This is a genomic window from Acidithiobacillus sp. M4-SHS-6, from assembly GCF_047421495.1.
In the GTDB taxonomy this organism is placed as follows: domain Bacteria; phylum Pseudomonadota; class Gammaproteobacteria; order Acidithiobacillales; family Acidithiobacillaceae; genus Acidithiobacillus.
In genome coordinates this window covers 723,047-739,387 of record NZ_CP175559.1, presented here as the reverse complement: position 1 = coordinate 739,387, position 16,341 = coordinate 723,047, and the positions used below count along the sequence as shown (strand labels likewise).

General features: G+C 57.1%; 20 protein-coding genes and 2 pseudogenes. 2 read left to right on the top strand and 20 right to left on the bottom strand.

What is annotated here, in order from left to right:
* Positions 1 to 7: 7 nt before the first annotated feature.
* The 7 genes and pseudogenes from ACJU26_RS03820 to ACJU26_RS03790 form a co-directional block, all read right to left on the bottom strand.
* A complete protein-coding gene (locus tag ACJU26_RS03820; RefSeq protein WP_414041214.1) occupies positions 8 to 1,873 on the bottom strand; it encodes a DUF3857 domain-containing protein in 1,866 nt (621 codons plus the stop codon).
* Positions 1,874 to 2,640: 767 nt separating this feature from the next.
* Positions 2,641 to 3,372, bottom strand: a pseudogene (locus ACJU26_RS03815) (phospholipase D-like domain-containing protein); the annotation flags it as partial.
* 38 nt (positions 3,373 to 3,410) lie between these two features.
* Positions 3,411 to 3,749, bottom strand: coding sequence for a hypothetical protein (locus ACJU26_RS03810; protein WP_414041213.1), 339 nt, complete (start codon positions 3,747 to 3,749; stop codon positions 3,411 to 3,413).
* 282 nt (positions 3,750 to 4,031) lie between these two features.
* Complete coding sequence (locus ACJU26_RS03805; protein ID WP_414041212.1) at positions 4,032 to 4,706, bottom strand: DnaJ-like cysteine-rich domain-containing protein; 675 nt, start codon at positions 4,704 to 4,706, stop codon at positions 4,032 to 4,034.
* Between the two features lie 23 nt (positions 4,707 to 4,729).
* Positions 4,730 to 6,067 (bottom strand): ParB/RepB/Spo0J family partition protein, encoded by a 1,338-nt coding sequence (locus ACJU26_RS03800; RefSeq protein ID WP_414041211.1) that lies wholly within the window; start codon positions 6,065 to 6,067, stop codon positions 4,730 to 4,732.
* A 1-nt stretch (position 6,068) separates the two neighbouring features.
* Positions 6,069 to 6,839: a ParA family protein gene (locus ACJU26_RS03795; protein WP_414041210.1), complete on the bottom strand. Its 771-nt coding sequence runs from the start codon at positions 6,837 to 6,839 to the stop codon at positions 6,069 to 6,071.
* A 1-nt stretch (position 6,840) separates the two neighbouring features.
* Positions 6,841 to 7,233 (bottom strand): hypothetical protein, encoded by a 393-nt coding sequence (locus ACJU26_RS03790; RefSeq protein ID WP_414041209.1) that lies wholly within the window; start codon positions 7,231 to 7,233, stop codon positions 6,841 to 6,843.
* Between the two features lie 524 nt (positions 7,234 to 7,757).
* Between ACJU26_RS03790 and ACJU26_RS03785 the strand changes: the two genes are divergently transcribed.
* Together ACJU26_RS03785 and ACJU26_RS03780 are read left to right on the top strand one after the other, a co-directional pair.
* Complete coding sequence (locus ACJU26_RS03785; protein WP_414041208.1) at positions 7,758 to 7,970, top strand: hypothetical protein; 213 nt, start codon at positions 7,758 to 7,760, stop codon at positions 7,968 to 7,970.
* Between the two features lie 11 nt (positions 7,971 to 7,981).
* Positions 7,982 to 8,431, top strand: a complete 450-nt coding sequence (locus tag ACJU26_RS03780; RefSeq protein ID WP_414041207.1) for a type II toxin-antitoxin system HicB family antitoxin — start codon at positions 7,982 to 7,984, stop codon at positions 8,429 to 8,431.
* Positions 8,432 to 8,598: 167 nt separating this feature from the next.
* Here the strand turns inward: ACJU26_RS03780 and ACJU26_RS03775 are convergent, their stop codons facing one another.
* The 13 genes and pseudogenes from ACJU26_RS03775 to ACJU26_RS03715 form a co-directional block, all read right to left on the bottom strand.
* Positions 8,599 to 9,228: a S26 family signal peptidase gene (locus tag ACJU26_RS03775; protein ID WP_414041206.1), complete on the bottom strand. Its 630-nt coding sequence runs from the start codon at positions 9,226 to 9,228 to the stop codon at positions 8,599 to 8,601.
* A 146-nt stretch (positions 9,229 to 9,374) separates the two neighbouring features.
* Positions 9,375 to 9,668: a hypothetical protein gene (locus tag ACJU26_RS03770; protein ID WP_414041205.1), complete on the bottom strand. Its 294-nt coding sequence runs from the start codon at positions 9,666 to 9,668 to the stop codon at positions 9,375 to 9,377.
* A 12-nt stretch (positions 9,669 to 9,680) separates the two neighbouring features.
* Positions 9,681 to 10,979, bottom strand: a complete 1,299-nt coding sequence (locus ACJU26_RS03765) for a conjugal transfer protein TraB (RefSeq protein ID WP_414041204.1) — start codon at positions 10,977 to 10,979, stop codon at positions 9,681 to 9,683.
* Positions 10,980 to 11,047: 68 nt separating this feature from the next.
* The gene (locus tag ACJU26_RS03760; protein WP_414041203.1) at positions 11,048 to 11,596 is read right to left on the bottom strand and encodes a nucleotidyltransferase; all 549 of its coding nucleotides are present in this window, start codon (positions 11,594 to 11,596) and stop codon (positions 11,048 to 11,050) included.
* The gene (locus ACJU26_RS03755; RefSeq protein WP_414041202.1) at positions 11,589 to 11,861 is read right to left on the bottom strand and encodes a hypothetical protein; all 273 of its coding nucleotides are present in this window, start codon (positions 11,859 to 11,861) and stop codon (positions 11,589 to 11,591) included. The genes ACJU26_RS03760 and ACJU26_RS03755 overlap by 8 nt, the downstream gene beginning before the upstream one ends.
* A gap of 86 nt (positions 11,862 to 11,947) precedes the next feature.
* Positions 11,948 to 12,541: a hypothetical protein gene (locus ACJU26_RS03750; RefSeq protein WP_414041201.1), complete on the bottom strand. Its 594-nt coding sequence runs from the start codon at positions 12,539 to 12,541 to the stop codon at positions 11,948 to 11,950.
* A 316-nt stretch (positions 12,542 to 12,857) separates the two neighbouring features.
* A complete protein-coding gene (locus ACJU26_RS03745; protein ID WP_414041200.1) occupies positions 12,858 to 13,541 on the bottom strand; it encodes a hypothetical protein in 684 nt (227 codons plus the stop codon).
* A 290-nt stretch (positions 13,542 to 13,831) separates the two neighbouring features.
* On the bottom strand, positions 13,832 to 14,032 hold the full coding sequence (locus ACJU26_RS03740) for a hypothetical protein (protein WP_414042007.1): 201 nt from the start codon (positions 14,030 to 14,032) through the stop codon (positions 13,832 to 13,834).
* A gap of 10 nt (positions 14,033 to 14,042) precedes the next feature.
* Positions 14,043 to 14,093: pseudogene (locus ACJU26_RS03735) on the bottom strand (hypothetical protein); the annotation flags it as partial.
* 32 nt (positions 14,094 to 14,125) lie between these two features.
* Complete coding sequence (locus ACJU26_RS03730) at positions 14,126 to 14,464, bottom strand: nucleotidyltransferase family protein (RefSeq protein ID WP_414041199.1); 339 nt, start codon at positions 14,462 to 14,464, stop codon at positions 14,126 to 14,128.
* A 49-nt stretch (positions 14,465 to 14,513) separates the two neighbouring features.
* The gene (locus ACJU26_RS03725) at positions 14,514 to 14,792 is read right to left on the bottom strand and encodes a hypothetical protein (protein WP_414041198.1); all 279 of its coding nucleotides are present in this window, start codon (positions 14,790 to 14,792) and stop codon (positions 14,514 to 14,516) included.
* Positions 14,789 to 15,613 (bottom strand): DUF6036 family nucleotidyltransferase, encoded by an 825-nt coding sequence (locus tag ACJU26_RS03720; protein WP_414041197.1) that lies wholly within the window; start codon positions 15,611 to 15,613, stop codon positions 14,789 to 14,791. Before ACJU26_RS03720 ends, ACJU26_RS03725 begins: the two co-directional genes overlap by 4 nt.
* 73 nt (positions 15,614 to 15,686) lie before the next feature.
* Entirely contained in the window at positions 15,687 to 16,184 is a 498-nt protein-coding gene (locus ACJU26_RS03715) for a hypothetical protein (protein ID WP_414041196.1), read from the bottom strand.
* Between the last annotated feature and the right edge of the window lie 157 nt (positions 16,185 to 16,341).

Sequence of the window (16,341 nt, the reverse complement as noted above, 5' to 3'; positions counted from 1 at the left end):
TCTTACCTTACTTCTCCACCGCAAATCCCTCCTGGGTCAGGGCATAGGCCTGGCTGACCAGTTTGTACAGGTCCGGATATTGTTCGGGGCTGTAGACCATGTGGGCCAGTGCCATGTGGTATTGGACCCGCAGTTGCTCGGAGTTCAGGGGATCCGTGGTTTCGGTAAAGGATCCGGCGGCATTTTTCACGGTTTGGGTATGTTTCTGTACTTTCCAGGAGAAGCCTTTGGGCAAAGTCACGATGCTGCTCCAGGTGCCCTGCCCATAGGGCATGAAGGCGGGGTATTTGACCGTGGGACTGCTGAGCCGGGCGGTGAGGTTGCGTAGGGAAGCCGTATTCAGACCATAGTGCAAGTGGATGCGGCTGTCATTATTCAGAGGAACCCCGGGGGCCGTCTGCCATCGGGCCTGAAGGGTAAAAGGATCTTGCAGGCTATGGGTAGGCGAAGTGCTCAGGGTGCTGCTCTGCGCCATGACGCCCGCCTGGGCCAGGGCTTGATGCAGAACGGCAGGGTATTCACTGGTGGGGACCCGGGCCAGCAGGTCTTTCCAGACCCACGCACCGTAACCGGTCAAATGCAGGGTTTCCTGCGCGGCCATGCTGCCGTCGGCGCTGACCGCGACCTTTTCCATGCCGATCATGCCGCTGGCCTCGGGATCATCGCCGGGGGTGCTGGCCAGTGTCGAATGCTCGCTGACCAGAATCACCGGCTGATGGGCGTCGGGGAGCGGAATGGTGCCCATGGGGGCATAGCCGGAGGTGGCGTCCAGGTACAGATGGTACTGCGGGACATAGACAATGGCATGGTTGAGGCGCGGCAGATCGGCGACTTTCCGGAAGGTGAAGTCATTGCCGGCACCCAAGAGCACCGGCTGGGCCGCGATATGCCGGGCGTGCAGCAGGGCCACCAGCAAGGCGGCGGCCGCCTTGCAATCGCCATAGCGCTGGTTGAGGGTGGTATCCGCCGGGAAGGGCTTGTAGCCGCTCAGGCCCGTTTCCACCCCTACCCAGCGGATGTGATGGACGGTCCAGTCATAGAGGGCCTGGACCGCTGCCTGGCCGGTCTTGTCGCCGGCAATCTTGTCGGCCAGTTTCTGGACCTCTGGAGTGACCTTTTCGGCCGGTTCGGCATATTTCCAGTAGGCGTCGCCAATGGCTTCCCAGCTCGGGAAGGTGCTGACCGTAAAGCTCGGACTCACCTGATAGAAGCTGACGGCATTGGGTTGCAGAGCCTCGGGATGGGGCTGCCGGAGGGTGGCGGTGATGGTCTGGGTCTGGCCCTGCACGTTGTGGGTGACGTGGTAGGCCCCGGTGCTGCCCCAGTGGAGGTGCATGTCCGCCGGGGCATGGATCACGATGTGCACCTGATCGGCCTGCAGGAAATAGGGGATGGTCTTTCCGAAACTGAGTTCGTCCGGGAAAAAGGGCTTTTTCCAATCCAGCTTCCAATTGGAGACCAGATCATCGCCCACCGCTACATGGGGAAAGACCACGGTGATGGCCTTGGCGTCGCTGAACTCCGGGGCATCGGCCACCACCGGCAGGGTGCGGGTGAAGATCTTGTCCTTGGCCACCGGATACTTTTTGCCGGAAGGACTCAGGGTATAGGCTTGGGTGACCTGCAGGCGCGCCATCTTGGCCGGATATTGATGGTGCGCCTGGGCGAATTTCTGGACACCAAAGTGACTGAGGGGCGAGGTGACTTCATGGATCTTTGCCGTGTAGCTGCCATTGGGATGCAGCGTGTAGGTGGCGTCGTAGGCGACGACCTTGAAGGGCAGGCCGACCGTGGCGGCCTGGGCAGTGACGGCGGCACCGAGGCCGAGAAGACTCAGACTGATGGCCACGGGAAATGTACGTAGTGAGGGCATTGCGGCTCCTGTTTCGGGGTTATCCTATATTTTTCCTCGGAAAAATAGCAGCACATATTATGCCAAGTCAACTGTACTGATCATGTAAAGCAATTATCATCTGTTAGAACAGCGGTTTAAACGGTTCTGAGGACTTTACAAAAAAACCAGGACCAACAGCGATGCACGTAATTGGGGCTACAAAACGGTGCGTTGCGCGTTTATGGTGCGCACATTCCTTCGCGTTGCCATACAACAGGTGCAACCTACCGCCGTACCTGCGAAACCGGTAACTGAGCGGCGTTCTACCCTGGAATATTGTGGCCGTGCAGAATGTGTTCCCAAAACACCCCTTGAGGAGCATAAAATGACCCCATCCCGGTGAAGAACCCCCGTCGCAGTGACCAAGCGTGGCAAGCGTTACTGGAAGAACAGCGTATTAGTGATTTGACGGTGACCGCAATTTGTCGTCAGGTTTCCATCGGCCCGGCCAGTTTTTATCGCTGACAGTGATGTCTACAGCAACAGGGGGTTCTGACGGAGGGGCGACGGTATCGGATGCGGAAGCGGTTCCGGCCGTGATCACACGGATGGCCGCTTCCCATCCCCCGGACTTTGTAGACCCCTTCTTCCAATCATAAAGGCACATTGCTGCTGTGGACGAGCAAAATGGACGAAAACTTGTATAGTACGGCAGCGTACGCTACACTAAATGTGTTGCTAATGGATTTAACTGATTGTTAATTAAACATAACATACGTGCGCAACACGAACTATAGATGACATAAGGCGTGCAGGTACAAGGGCCTTTTCGGCAGCAAACGTACCCGACAGCCATGCTCCCGCAGAAACGCCACATCGCGGCGATCTTCGCTGTTGATGCTCGCGGGCAGGATCATCCGGAGATCCCGGCCCTTCGCCGCCAGGGCATCCAGAACGGGCGCATACGGCCCCAATTCCTCGCTCTCCACGTCGATGGGGCCGGGCTGGTCGATGACCTGCAGGATTTGCTCCGCAGACGTGCCGGGCGAAAGGACCAGAACTTGATGGGCATAGGCCGGAGCGCGTTGGTTGTTCCAGTCGGCCTGAAAAACGGTGTTTGCCGCCTTAACCACGGCAGGATTGGTCGTGACATACAGGTACTCCCGGTTGCGATGGAAGGCAGACCAATCGAAGTTGGCCGTGCCGATTTCCGCCTCATGGCCGTTGCAGGCATATTTGGCATGGAGGAAAGCGAAGTGATCCCCATGGCTGGTAAAGCGGTATGGCGCGAGCTTCAGACTGGCTCCGGTCGCTTCGATCTCTTTTTCTTCCTTGCGGACCTGCCAGGGCTTCATCCCATAAGGCTTGCCCTCGATCATGACACGCACGTCCACGCCCCGCGCATGGGCGGCTTTGAGAGCGCGGAGAATGGGACGGTCGGAAAGGTAGTACACCCCGACACTGACCTCGTGGCGGGCCTGGTTGATGAGGCTGATGATGGGGGCCGCTCCTGCGGCTGGTTCTATGTAGAGAGGCATAGAAAACTCCATTTTTAACGTCAGGTTGATATACCGATTTAGTCTGGGCCATACAAGCGATCCACTATTTGCCCGTCTGTAAGTTCGTCTTCCATGATATTCATTGGCAATTTAACGCCAAGTTGCATGAGTGTGTCGGCTAGAACGGCACATCTTTCATCAAAAGAAAGTGAATCGCTGCCATGAGATATAATTTCGGCAGAACATTTTCCGATATTCTCTGCAAGAAACTGATTCAAAGCGGCCACCTTAAACTCTTCACTGTATTTATGACCATTTGCAAGAGATTCTTCCAGAATCGTCTTGCTATCATTAAAATGATATACAACATGAATAATAGGCTGCAGTGGATTAGTAGCTGGAAGCATACCCTGCATCAATACTCTCCTTTCGCAGATCTATCTGGTGCCAAAACCATCATTTATTGCTGCCATTCTTGATGATGATAGTGGGCCGCTCACGCTGGGTATAGCTTCCAGGGTGCCTGCTATGGCAGAACTCGCTGAGACAGGGACCAACATCAGCCCCAATGACCTCAATAAAGGCTTCATTACGGAAGCATCACCCGATACCAAAATATCGATAATCCACGCACGAAACTTTCTCGCTTATTTTTATAAGCACGAACGAGTCCTCTAAAATATTCCATGTTATCCTCCCTATTTGATTTCCTGTATTTCATTCACCGGCATCAGATAACCAGTGCCGCCAGAAAAGCGGAAACTTGCCGGGACATCTTGAAAAACGGATATTTCCGGAACGGCAAGCTCGCACTCCGGGAGCATACGCAGAAGGTTCAGATATTTGATCTGAAACTTTACTCCACCAACCGGGAATGGGAATACCTCAAACCGAATTCCCGATCCATCGCAGGCAGGACACTCATCCGTCGTGGCCGTGCCATCCAGTCCGTGTCTATCCACAAATCCCGTCCCATCGCACTCCTGACACTCATATTCATGCGAACCATGCACAAAAGTTCCTTCCCCATCGCAGTCGGGACATACACTACGATTACGCGCGCGATAACCTTTCCCATCACAGGATGGGCAGGGCTCATTGGGAGGAACAGGCAAATCAGCGATGCCATACCAAACAGGATCGGAGACTTTATCCGCGAATTGACCAGCAAAGCGACGCAATGCCCCCGTCACCTGCGCGGCGGGGGCCGGAAAATCTCCCGGCAGGTCGTCCACGATGATGATGATCCGGCCATCACTGGCAATGACCTTCCCCTCCTCGCGCCAGGGAGCGTTCAGATATTCCCTGGGGTCGTTCCTGGCACAAAACGGTTTCAGATCAAACAGTTTCCACTCCTTTGATTTCCAGCGCATCCCAAATCTCCGGGAAACGGCCCCTATAACACCAGTTCCAACACCTCAACGATCTCCGCCGTTCCCATCGTCGAGGGTAATTCGCGGCCCGCCTTGGCAAAGGCCCGCTCCAGCAGAGGGCGGGGAAGCGTCACGGTCACCTGGTTCGGCAGTCCTGCGGACGGCGACGTTGCTTCCGAATGGATTTCATCCCCCGGATCTCCGACAACCACGCCGTTCTCATCCACGGCGCCCCCATCCTCGATATCCTCATCACTATCGACTTCGGACAGGTCAATCGTGGACAAATCCACTTCTTCCCCATTGGCATCGAAAGCCCTTGCAGAGTGCGAACCCCGCACCGCCCCATTTTGCTGACGCGAAGCTTCGCTTTCCTGCTGCATGTCCGTTTCCTCCCGCGGTTTTCCGCTCAAACCCCGTTTGTACCGATCTTCCTCTCTGTCCACCAGCACCCGGGATAGGGTTTCACCCGCCTGCAGGCTGGCACGGATGGCGTCCAGCACGATGCGCTTGTCCTCATCCTTCATCCATCCTTTCATTCGGCTGATGTCCGTTTGCCCAATGGACTCCAGCGGCACACCGAGATATTCCGCCACTGCCTGCGCATCTTCGCTCCCCAGAGAGAGCATCTGGTGTACCCATGCCTTGGATCGACCCAGCCGCTTGCCCAGATCAGCCATGCTCGGCTTGGGGTCCAGGCTATCCATCAACTGCTTTACGGCCCGCGCCGTGTCCACGGGCGTCATATCCGCTCGCGCCAGGTTTTCGACCAGCTGCATTTCCAGCCGATCGGCGTCTGTGTCGGGTTCCAGGATCACGGCCGGAATCCGGGACAGGTCATAGCCTTTGCGACGGCATGGCTGGCCGCTGTCCCGGGCGGCCATGGATGCCCTCCAGCGCCGCTCGCCCGCTATGATCCGATACCTTCCCGATCGCTGATGTCGTACCGCGATGGGCTGCAATACCCCATGCTGCAAGATACTTTCCTTCAGCAATTCCAGATCATTGTCGATGGCATCCTGTGCCCCGGATGCCACAAAGGTCTTGCGCGGCTGCTCCGGGTCCGGCTCGATCTCGGACAACTCCAGAAAGAGCGCCGAAGCGGTTCCGCCGACCGCAGGGCCTCCGCCGACCGTTTCGCCCTCGACGGCATTCTGTTGATCCTCCGGGGACGCTTCCTGTCCCTCGCCGGGTGCGACCCCCTTGCAGGGCGCAAGCCCATCGCTGGGTGCAAGCCCCGGAAGTCGTCTACCGGGTAGACGATTGGCTTCGGCATCGGCCCGGCCGGAATCTTCCGCCATCTCGGCCAGCGTTCGCTTCATCTCGTCAAAGAGATTCTCTGAAAGATCCACCTTGGCCATCTTATCCCTCCTTCACTGTGTCTTCTGCCGACACCCGGTCCGTTTCCAAAATCATCTTGCAGGCCATGGCCCATTTCGCCGCCGCCGCGTCTCTCGGGTCCAGCTTCCAGACGGGCATCCCCTGTTTCATGGCGTTGGAAACCAGCTGGCGAAGCGTCAGATGAACCGGCAGCACATGCTGACCAAAACCAGACCCGGTGATCGTATCCACGACCATCTGCTGATTCGTGGAGTTCAAAACCCGCTTGTTGATGACCAGGGACAATCCCAGATCGACCTGCGAGGCGATCTCCCGCCATACCTTGAGCAGCGAAGTGAGTCCCTGCAACGCCAACAGGTCGGGCTCCACGGGCGCTACCAACAATCCGCCCAGATAGAGCGGGGCCAGCTGCTGCACGCCGGCGGCGGGCGGAGTATCAATGACCACCACATCAAAATCGACATCCAGCAAGCGGCTCATCGCCTCCTGTCCGGCCTTCAATCCCTGCTTTTCAACCAGATGTACATGCTGGTGGCCTGGCAGGATTTTGAGATCCCCGAACCGGGTATCCTGGAACTCCAGACGGGTGTCCCCGTCCCACAGGTCCAATACCGATTTGCCGCGGCCATTCGGCTCCCCCGTCGTGATAAAAGTGGCGTTGCGTTGGCCGTCCATGTCCACGAGCAATGTCTTTTTCTTCGCCGCCATGCTGGCGTAAGCCGCGATGTGGACGGCAAGAGCGGTCTTCCCCACCCCGCCCTTCTGATTGGTCACGGTAATGATCTGTGGCATCTCACCCTCTCTTCGTTTTCCGCCGCTCCTGCTCATGCAGTGGCGGGTACAGAACCCAGGAATACCAATACAACATCGTATAGAGCACATCGGGCAGACCGACTCCGTTCCGGTGGCTGACCTCTACCAGGTTGTCCGCCAGATCGCGGGGAATCCGCACGTTCACTTCCACCCACTCCGGGTCGGCCAAGGCCGGACGGTGCCCATCCCGCCATCGAAGTCCTTTCTCCCACGCCTTTTCGGACAGAAACCGGGAAGCGCAGTCCGCATGGACGGCGCGAAGCGTCATCCCCTGAACGAAGGCCAGAGCCTGGATGTACAGATGCATCTTCAGCGGGATAATCGTCGATTCCCCCGCATAGGACATACCGTTAAAGAGAGATGGTGTCAGCATGTTTTTCCCGGCTTGACCCTTTCACGATTGGGTATAGATCGGCACCGGGCCAGGTCGTCTACCCGGTAGACGGTTTTTAGGCATGGTGTTCAGCGGGAATACGGATGTTGGGGTATTTTCGTCTACCGGGTAGACGATAACTGTGATGCGTTATCCCCGAAATCCACGGCCCGAAGCCCGCGCAACGAAGGGCCCACTCAGACCCGGCGGTAGCGCGGGTTGCGGGCAGCAAGCCGGAACGTGTACCGGCTGGTCCACTGCAAGTGGAGCTGTCCACAAGGCGGTGGATCTGCGGGGATAACGCGACCGCGTCCTCAGCAGGCTTTTTACGGGGAACGTCTACCGAGTAGACGATTGGGTGGGGTTGGCAAGCTGGCGTGTGCACTGGCTGGTCGCTGTGAAAACGGTGAGACGCCACAAGGCTGTGGGGTTGCACCCTGCAAAGGTTTGTGGGGAAGTCTGGGCACTTGCTGTGCGTACAAATATGTACGATAATAAGCGTCTTGCAATGACCGGGCGGCGCGATGACAGGGACGGAATTTGAAAAGCGGGTGAAGCGATTAGGCCGGAATACCGGGCAAACGGTACGGTTCGACAAGCACCATGGCCATGGTAGCCATGGGCGTCTCTATTACGGCACCCGGTTCACCACACTCAAAGACCGCAAGAAAGAAATCGGCATTGGTTTGCTGAAAGCAATGTGTCTACAACTTGGCATTAGCCCGGATGATCTATAAAGGAGTTTAATATGCGATATATATACCCGGTAACGCTGGTAAAGGACGAGGATGGAGAGTTCCTCGCCACCTCTCGTGATGTTCCCGAGGCACTCACCAGCGGTGCCACCGAAAGCGAGGCGTTGCTGGCCATGAGCGATGCGCTGGGCACGGCGCTGGCTGGTTACGTTCTGGACCAGCAAGAGATCCCCGCGCCATCCATTCCCGTGCAAGGCGAATACCTGGTGCCAGTGGCGGCGCTGGTGGCAGCCAAGTTGGCATTGCGGTCAGCGATGCAGTCAGAAGGCGTTAACAATACTGAACTGGCGCGGCGCCTTCATCTATCCGAAGGCGCTATCCGTCGCCTAGTGGATATGGATCACGCATCTCGCATGGACGGGGTCATCGCGGCACTGACCGTCCTCGGCGTGGGAATCATTATCGAGGATCAGCGGCAAGCGCAAACGATGGTTGCGGCTTAGAACGCAACTTTTCCCGCCGGTTACCGGGTCAGAGCGTCTACCGGGTAGACGATTCCGGCTGATCATATCTGGTTTGCATCCGGCAAAACGCGCTCTTCAGATTGCCAAAGCGCGGTGCCGCATCCTCTCCAAAGGTTCTGATCTATGTGGGCAGCAAACTGGCTGCCCTAATCTCCCTTCTGCAGCCAGAACTGACTTCCCGCAATCGTTGCCCACGGTGCAGCACGCTGCAGGATGTGCGATTCAGAGACCGGACCATAATAGCTGGAATCGAAAGCGTAGTTCCCGGGAGCATAGAGCCATACCTGTCCACGCTTCAGGTGATAGATGCCAAAAGGATAATGGATAATCTGGTGATGGTGACCAGGCGTCCAGCGATCCACCCGGGAGTTCGGGAGCAGGTGCCCGTCCACCCGGACCCCGGATCTCGCCAATGTCACGGTCTGCCCGGGCACAGCGGCAATTTCTTTGATCCACGGCTGGCCAGGGGGAAACCAGTGGTACCGCAGGCCCTCCGCGACGGCGGCGTGATGGGCGGGACCAGGAATCTCGACTTCCACCAGTTCTCCGTCATGCAACGGGTAGGGAGAACCGAGAAGCTGGTAGATACCGACGGGCTCGCAGGTCGAGTCGTTGAAGACCAGATGCCGGTGTTGCATCCATACCCCTGCGGCGGCATTCAGCACCAGGACACCGATGATCGCCCATGCGCCCCACCAGAGCAGCCTTGCAGGCGGCAGCCCTTTGCAGGGTGCAACCCGCTTAGCGATGGCGACGGACTTTCTTTGTCTTTGCATGGCGGCGCTCCAGAAAAAAACGCGCGGGACCTGTCAATAACCGAAAGGGGAAGAAGAAGAGCCTCTCGATATGGGTGGCGCCCCATAGCATGGCTTCAGCCACCTTGCACGGGCCAGGCCGTCCGAAGAAGGCGATGAGCCTCTGGTCAAGCCGGGCGATGACTTGCCGAAGAGGATTGCTCACGCACCCGCTCCTTCAGGACAGTAATCGCCTCTTCCAGAGAGGCTTCCAAGGTAGCAATGTGCTGTTCAGCCGGAATCCGCGAATAATCCGCAGAGAGCACCCTTTCCCATTTGGCAATCCGCTGTTGCGCGGTGAGGGGACGGGACAGGTGCGTCTTGAGCAGATCCTTGAGCCGCTCACGGCGCCTGTCATCCAGGGAATCCAGAACGGGCTTCCAGGCCAGCAATGGATCGCATGGATCAGATGATTTTTCCATGAACCCCCTCCTCTATCGATTGACCGCGAACAATACCGGCACTCCAAAAAACGCGCCCCAGGCTTTTGCCGAGGCCCTCTGGATGGCCGGAATATCGGTCCCCCGTGCCCACCAATCGTTGGCAGGGGCCAGCAGGACTTGTATCCCATGCGGGTATAGATCGAGTGCAGGCCACATCAATAGTTGCTCATAGCAGATGAGATAACCGACCTTTTTGCCGTCAATCTCTGTGGTTTCCGGTTTCCTGGAAAACGGCGCCATCCGGAAACTGCCCCGGGGACGCCATGGGTGCCACATGGAGAAAGGCACCGGGATATGGTCCGGCAGGACCGTCTGGTGACCATCCTGGATTTTCACCAGCGCATCCAGATAGCCATTGGCAAGGGGCACGGCGGCGCCGAGCAGCACGACTTGTTCTGGATGGCGCGCCGTCCAGCGGGTGACCGGACGCCAGATAGCCCGGGTGCCCGGTAGCCATGGCCCTGCCACGGTTTCGGGGAGCAATACCACCTTGTCGCCAACACGCAGATCCGCCAAGACCTTCGGGGCCAGTTCCATGGACGCCTGGACATAGGACAACCCTGAATAGAGTCTGCCCAAATGCGTATTGATGCCCACCCAGCCAGCGGGCAGTGCCGGCACCCGCTCGGCCAGGGAAGGGAAGGCAAAACCCAGAAGCCAAAGATCGAAGACGACGATCCCGGCCATCAGTAAACGCACCGGGATATCCTGGTTCTTCCGCTCCCAGCAGCCCAGAGCGAAGATCCCGAGAATGGTCAGCAGGATGCCGGTCGGGCCTGCGGCGACGGCGCCGAGCCAGGGGGAAGTCCAGCCGATGATTCCCAGGGGGGGCAGAATCGTTGAGACAGCAGAGGTGATGATAGTGGCCGTGACCGCGCCAAAACCGCCGCCTGCAAGGCTGCCACCTGCAAGGCCGCCGCCACGGAAATACAGAGCAATGTACGGGTACGCCAGATAAGGCAGGGCAAAAGCCAGTGATGACAGCGACCAGAACCCAATACCGAGCAACAGCCCGGAGTGCGGGAAGAAAACCGACGTGCCCTTGATGAGGCCGTAGGTTGTCGCCAGGTGGTAGCCAAACATCAGGGCAAATGGCGCCAACCAGTAACGCTTGTTCAAGACCGGCAGAAGCAACAAGGCCACTGGCGCAAGCCAGATGGCGTGAGGCCAGGCCAAAACGCCTACCAGGGAACCCAGGAGTACCGGAATGGCGAATTGGGGGGCGGGAGCGGACTTTCTCCGCGAATCGTCTACCGGGTAGACGGAAATGTTTGCGTATTTGCTCTGCATGAGCGGGTATAGATGGGAGGCGGGTTAATCGTCTACCCGGTAGACGATGGGAATCAAAAAAGTATGGTTTAGATCTCTGGGCCTTTCTTCTTTTTTGGGGCTTTGCCCTGGTTCCCAGATTTTTCCAATGCATTCCCATGGCTGCGCTGAAGTTTCATTCTGCGCAGGATGTCCAGGTCCAGCTTATCCTTCGGGCGGACACTTTGTTTTGTCCGAATAAGTCCTTCGATATCGAGAAGATAGAACGAATAGCCATCCGCCTCTCGTTTCTCGATATGATCCCGAAGTGAGTCATAGGTTTCACCGTTTGCCGCAAGTGTCATTAAATCAATAACGATCTCATCAGCTACGCGGACGGTACCCGGTTCCGTCAACCAGGCTGGATCCACGTCGCGCGCCGCATTGTCCTGAAGAAATGCCAATGCGTCCAAAACCTTTCGGCCATTGATCTCGCTCATGGGCAAGAGCAGGTCGATGTCCGCCGTCCCTCGCATAAAGCCGTGCAGATTGAGGGCCTGCCCGCCAATCAGGACATAGTCCACATGATGCTCGGAAAGGGATTGCAAAAGCCGGACAAGGTCAGCTCCGTTTGCTGGTCGGGGTTCTTTCTCAATCACGCAAAGCATCCCCGTCCGCAGCACGCCTGGCACAGCGTTCCCAGTCTGCATTGGCATCTTCAAGGGTCAAAAACCGTTTAACCTTCGGCTCCCCAGGTGCCAGCCGATAAACCCGAATTGTCCTTGAATCCCTGGCTTTCATGTCGGCGAGCATGTTCATGTACCTCTGCCGCTGCTCCGCCGTCTCCATCGGGAAAATGTGATCTTCCGGCAAATCTCGATCAGCGTTGCCAACTTTACGATACATCCCCATGCCGATGGCCATCTCAAACCTCCTGTCGATGTCCCTGTCCCACATCCGTAGAATACGCCGTTGATCGTCTACCGGGTAGACGAAACGCTCATGCGCCGTCATACAGCACGCCCGCTCCTGAGCATGGAGTCGATAACCACAGGGAAGTCCAGCAGATCATCGATCACGGTCACGCCATGAGCGGGCTCTTCCTGCCCCTGGTAACCTTGGTACAGCAGTACCGGAGCGGCGACGATGCCTACCGCCGCGTTAACGTTGGCCACTTGGTCATCCACGAAAGCCTGGGCATGCAGAGCTTCCAGGATTTCCACCCGATGATGGGCAGAAGCATCCTCGCCCAGGCAGATGATGCGGCCCGAGGGAATCAGTCCCCCCAGCGAGATCGCCCGGGCGTGAACCCAGTGGGCATCAACATTGGTGACGGCCCAGACGCTGGCCCCGGCGGCCTCCACGTTGCAGACGGTGTCCCATGCGGAATCATGGGACGGTACCCGCTCCCACCAGGCATCTCGATGGAAGGCGGACCACACCCGATGGCACTCCCTCGCGCTCAGGGCGTAACGCTCCTGAAGTCCGTAGGCATCGGAGACTTTCTGGATGGGCCTGCCCAGTTCCCACGAGGCGCACTGCGCCCAGGAAGCCGCAAAGTCCAGCAGCACACCGTCCAGGTCAAACACCACAATCGGATTCATCAGATACCCCCCTATCGTCTACCGGGTAGACGATGTATGCCTAACCCGTTGGCGGGGTATAGATCAGGGGCGGGGCAGCGGGGCGGGCAAGCGTCTACCCGGTAGACGACAGCGTCTTCCGGGAAAACGCTCACATCACCCCTTCTTTATCTTGCGTTCCCTTTTCTTTCGGTAGACGCTTTTTTTGGCGTTTTCGTCTACCCGGTAGACGATTTTTTGGAGCGGCGTTTACCGGGAAGGAGGGATTTTTGAGCGAAGCGTCTACCCGGTAGACGCCAGAACACAGGCCCGATTAGCTGAGAATTTGCGAGATCGTCTACCCGGTAGACGACTCAGAGCGCAGCAAGTGGTATTCAAGCCACCAGGCGTACCTGCCGCCGATCAAAGTTCCGGCCCATCGAACCAGAGGGATGATACTTACAACCAATACACAGGAAAGGACGAGGCCCTGTACGGCCAGACCAGCCAACCCCGACAGCATGAGCTGTAATGCCAGTGAATATAGCGGGAAGAGCACGATGAAGATCGCGGCGACGAATCTCCAAAGATTGTCATCAATAGGATAGAAAAACGTCGGCTCCATCTTTGCCAGATCGGGGTGAGTGCGCTCGAACAGGGCAAGCCAAGCGAGCCGCTCGCCGTCGTTCGCGCACATTCCGAGCAGCCTTCGCCTCACGGAGGAATCGTTATATGCGCGTGGAATAGCCAGCAAGAGGAAACCCATCTCGAATGCCAGAAAGACCAGAAGCGTCAAATGCAAAAAGAGCGTCAGAGCGAAAGCGAGTACCCAAATCAACCAGAGAACGCTCCCGACAAAGAACAATGGAACATCCCAGCGGGTCATCACCCGCAAAGGTATGCAGGCAACCTGCGGAGGATGGCGAAAGTCTGCCCACACTATGAGTGGAATCCTCCAAAGTTCGGAAAGCACAGGTTTGCTCACTCGTCGTACACTCCAGACCGTGACGATGGCGACTACCAACCAAGCCAGGATTTCCATGATATCTACACGTCCTCCAGCGAGAAAGGTTCAATCCCAGACTGGTATAGATCGGCGAGAGATTTTCAAACCTGAATTGGGTCAGGCTCTTCGGTAGACGGTTCCGACGGCGGAGACCGGCCCATCGTCTACCCGGTAGACGATTTCAGGAAGTGCTGGCGTAGAATTTCTGTACCTTGCCCAAAGCCTGTTGCAGATACTGGCTGAATACGTGCCACCATGAAAAACCCCTGCAAGCGGATTGCTTACAGGGTATAGCCAAGCCTCTTGAGAGATGTCTCAAGAAGCCATTAGAGTCCGATGCCGAGTGTTTTTGTTACTCGTTTTTCCACTTCTTTGGCAAAAGCATCGGCGGTACCCACGAGTTGTTTTGCGACCACTTGACTCGTTTGGCTGCCATGATAATCCGCAATCATCCGGAGATTTTCCGCTTCGTTGAGTTTCCTTTGCAGCATCGTGCATAGCATAGTAGGAGCGGTTAGCAGCGCCATCGAAGTCGCCGGCTTTGTACAGGAGATCAGCAGATTTTGCAGCGCGCCTCGCCTTTTCCATCAATTCACGTACTGACTTCTTGGTCTGGCTCGTCATACAGGTATTCCATCCCTCCGCACATTTTTAATAAATCTGGGATTTGTGTAGTGTTCCGGATGCTCCCAGTCCTCCTCCCAGATGGGAGTCGGGCTGACAAGTTGCCCGGTTTCCAAGAGAACATCGAACGCAGTGTTCGAAAGAGTCCTTTGTGTCTCTATCAAGTCCCCGCGGATCCCGGGCAGAATGACAGCGACATCCACGTCGCTGTCGGGTCGCGCATCCCCTCTGGCCCTGCTACCGTAAATGAAAGCCCGTTCTATGGGCATGGCCCTGCGGGCCTTCACGAGGAAAGCCTGAATCGCAGCAGAAACCTCTGTATCGAGCATGCCCATATGCACTCCACTAACTCGCGTCACAGCCCTATTCCAAACGGAGCCAACATTAGTCCGCCCATGCATCAATGTGAAAACGAAAGTCCTTCGGAAACCCGGGCCGGACGTACTGATCCAGTGCTGCGAGCGCCTGTTCTACGGTGATATGGCGGCCACGCAAAAAGCCGAGCTGCGCCCCAAGATCGCACTCGTAAAAGAACGCTTGTAGCCCCATGGTATCTGCCTCAGCGGTGCCGCGCAGCCAAGCCTCGAGATCATCGCCCGTCACCATGATGTGCCGCGGGGCGTTGATCGTGGTCAATACCATCCAGTCATTATTCGGCGTCATAAACCATACCCTTTGCCCCGCTCTTTATCGCGGTCACGCACAATCAGTTTATGCCCCTGTTCCAGCAGAGTCACCAATTTGCCCTTGAATGCGGACAATTCTAGCATGGCTTTGTAATCACTGCGGTAGACAGCGATCATGTCCCGTGCGGGGCTCAGGAAGGCCACAGAACGGTCTTCACTCAAGCTGATCAGTACGCCAGTAGCCTGCCCCTTGGACAGGCAATGCGTTGGGAAACCAGATCCTCCACCTTCTGCTAACCGCTGCGCGTCATTGCGTTTCGGGCGCGTGGGTTCCAAAGGGATATACTTGGAGGGCGGCGGCTGGATGGTTGGCTGATATCCCATATTCTGTAGGGCAGTTATGGCGTTGTGGTGAACCTGTCCCACATTCCCCACGTAATAGCGCATGGCGGCTGCGGCGCGGGCTTCCAGTGCCTGCGGAGTGATCAGCCTGTCGGTATAAAGTTCCTGAATATCCCGCTGGTCATTGTCAGCATATCGCCCCAGCTTGGATACTGCCAGATCGACCGGCGAAAGCACCAGAATGTCGAATTGTTTATCTGGCGACTGCGCCACAAAAATGGCATCCTCTTCCGCATCTGGATGCATCAGGCCGATGACCGGCGCGTAATTACGATCCCAGGTCAGCGTGCAGCGCCGTCCGTGCTCATCCACGTAGGGTACAAGCACTTCTGGCAAAACTATCCGGTGGGAGAAAATAGCGTCCACGTCATCGGAACTGCGGGTCGGGGAATACAGAGCCATGGCGGCACCACCCGTCATGATAAGACGTACCGGCTCTTCCAGATGACCGTTCATACTGGACTCGGTCTGCCGGATCAGCTCGCGCGCAGCCTGAAAGATGGGCCGTTCGGTGTATAGGTGCGGGTGCTCAGCAGACATATGGTGGGCGCAACAACCGCTTGAGGCGGTCATAGAGCACTCCGGATGAGAGACGCCAGCGAACTGCCAGGGCATCCATGGGATTGTGCCGTGAATCTCTGGGGAAAAACGGCAACAAGGGGACTTCTGGCAATTGATTTGTCACGTCATCCAGCCATGGCAACAAAGAACGCTGCCATTCCGCATGCTGCGGGGAGAAATAGCAAAGCAAATCCAGCAAATAGCCTCCCCGTTGGACGACAGGCCAGTCCTGTTGCCGCAGGTTGAGTTCCACGGCGTCTCGCAGCCCGGCGCCATCCAGATCTGGATCGGCGTGGCGCACAAAATAACCCAGAGGTGGTTCCAGGTCGCGCAAAGCCATATCCGGTTGAGGATTGCTCAACAACCGGAACAGTGTGGCCGCCGACAGATCTTCTCGCTGACCTAAGTAGTATAAAGCGGTCAGGGCAGCGTCGCGGCCATGAGGATCAACCATTACTTGCGTCATCAGAAATCTCCAGGTTGAAACCTCCCCCTTCAGGGGGGTACTCTTCACTTGGGAGAAGCGTAACCTCTTCCAAATTCGTCTCGTCAGAGGCGTGGATTGAAACATAATGAAAAGCATAGCACTTTAAAGCGAGGTGCCCAACGCCTGCCCAGACAGG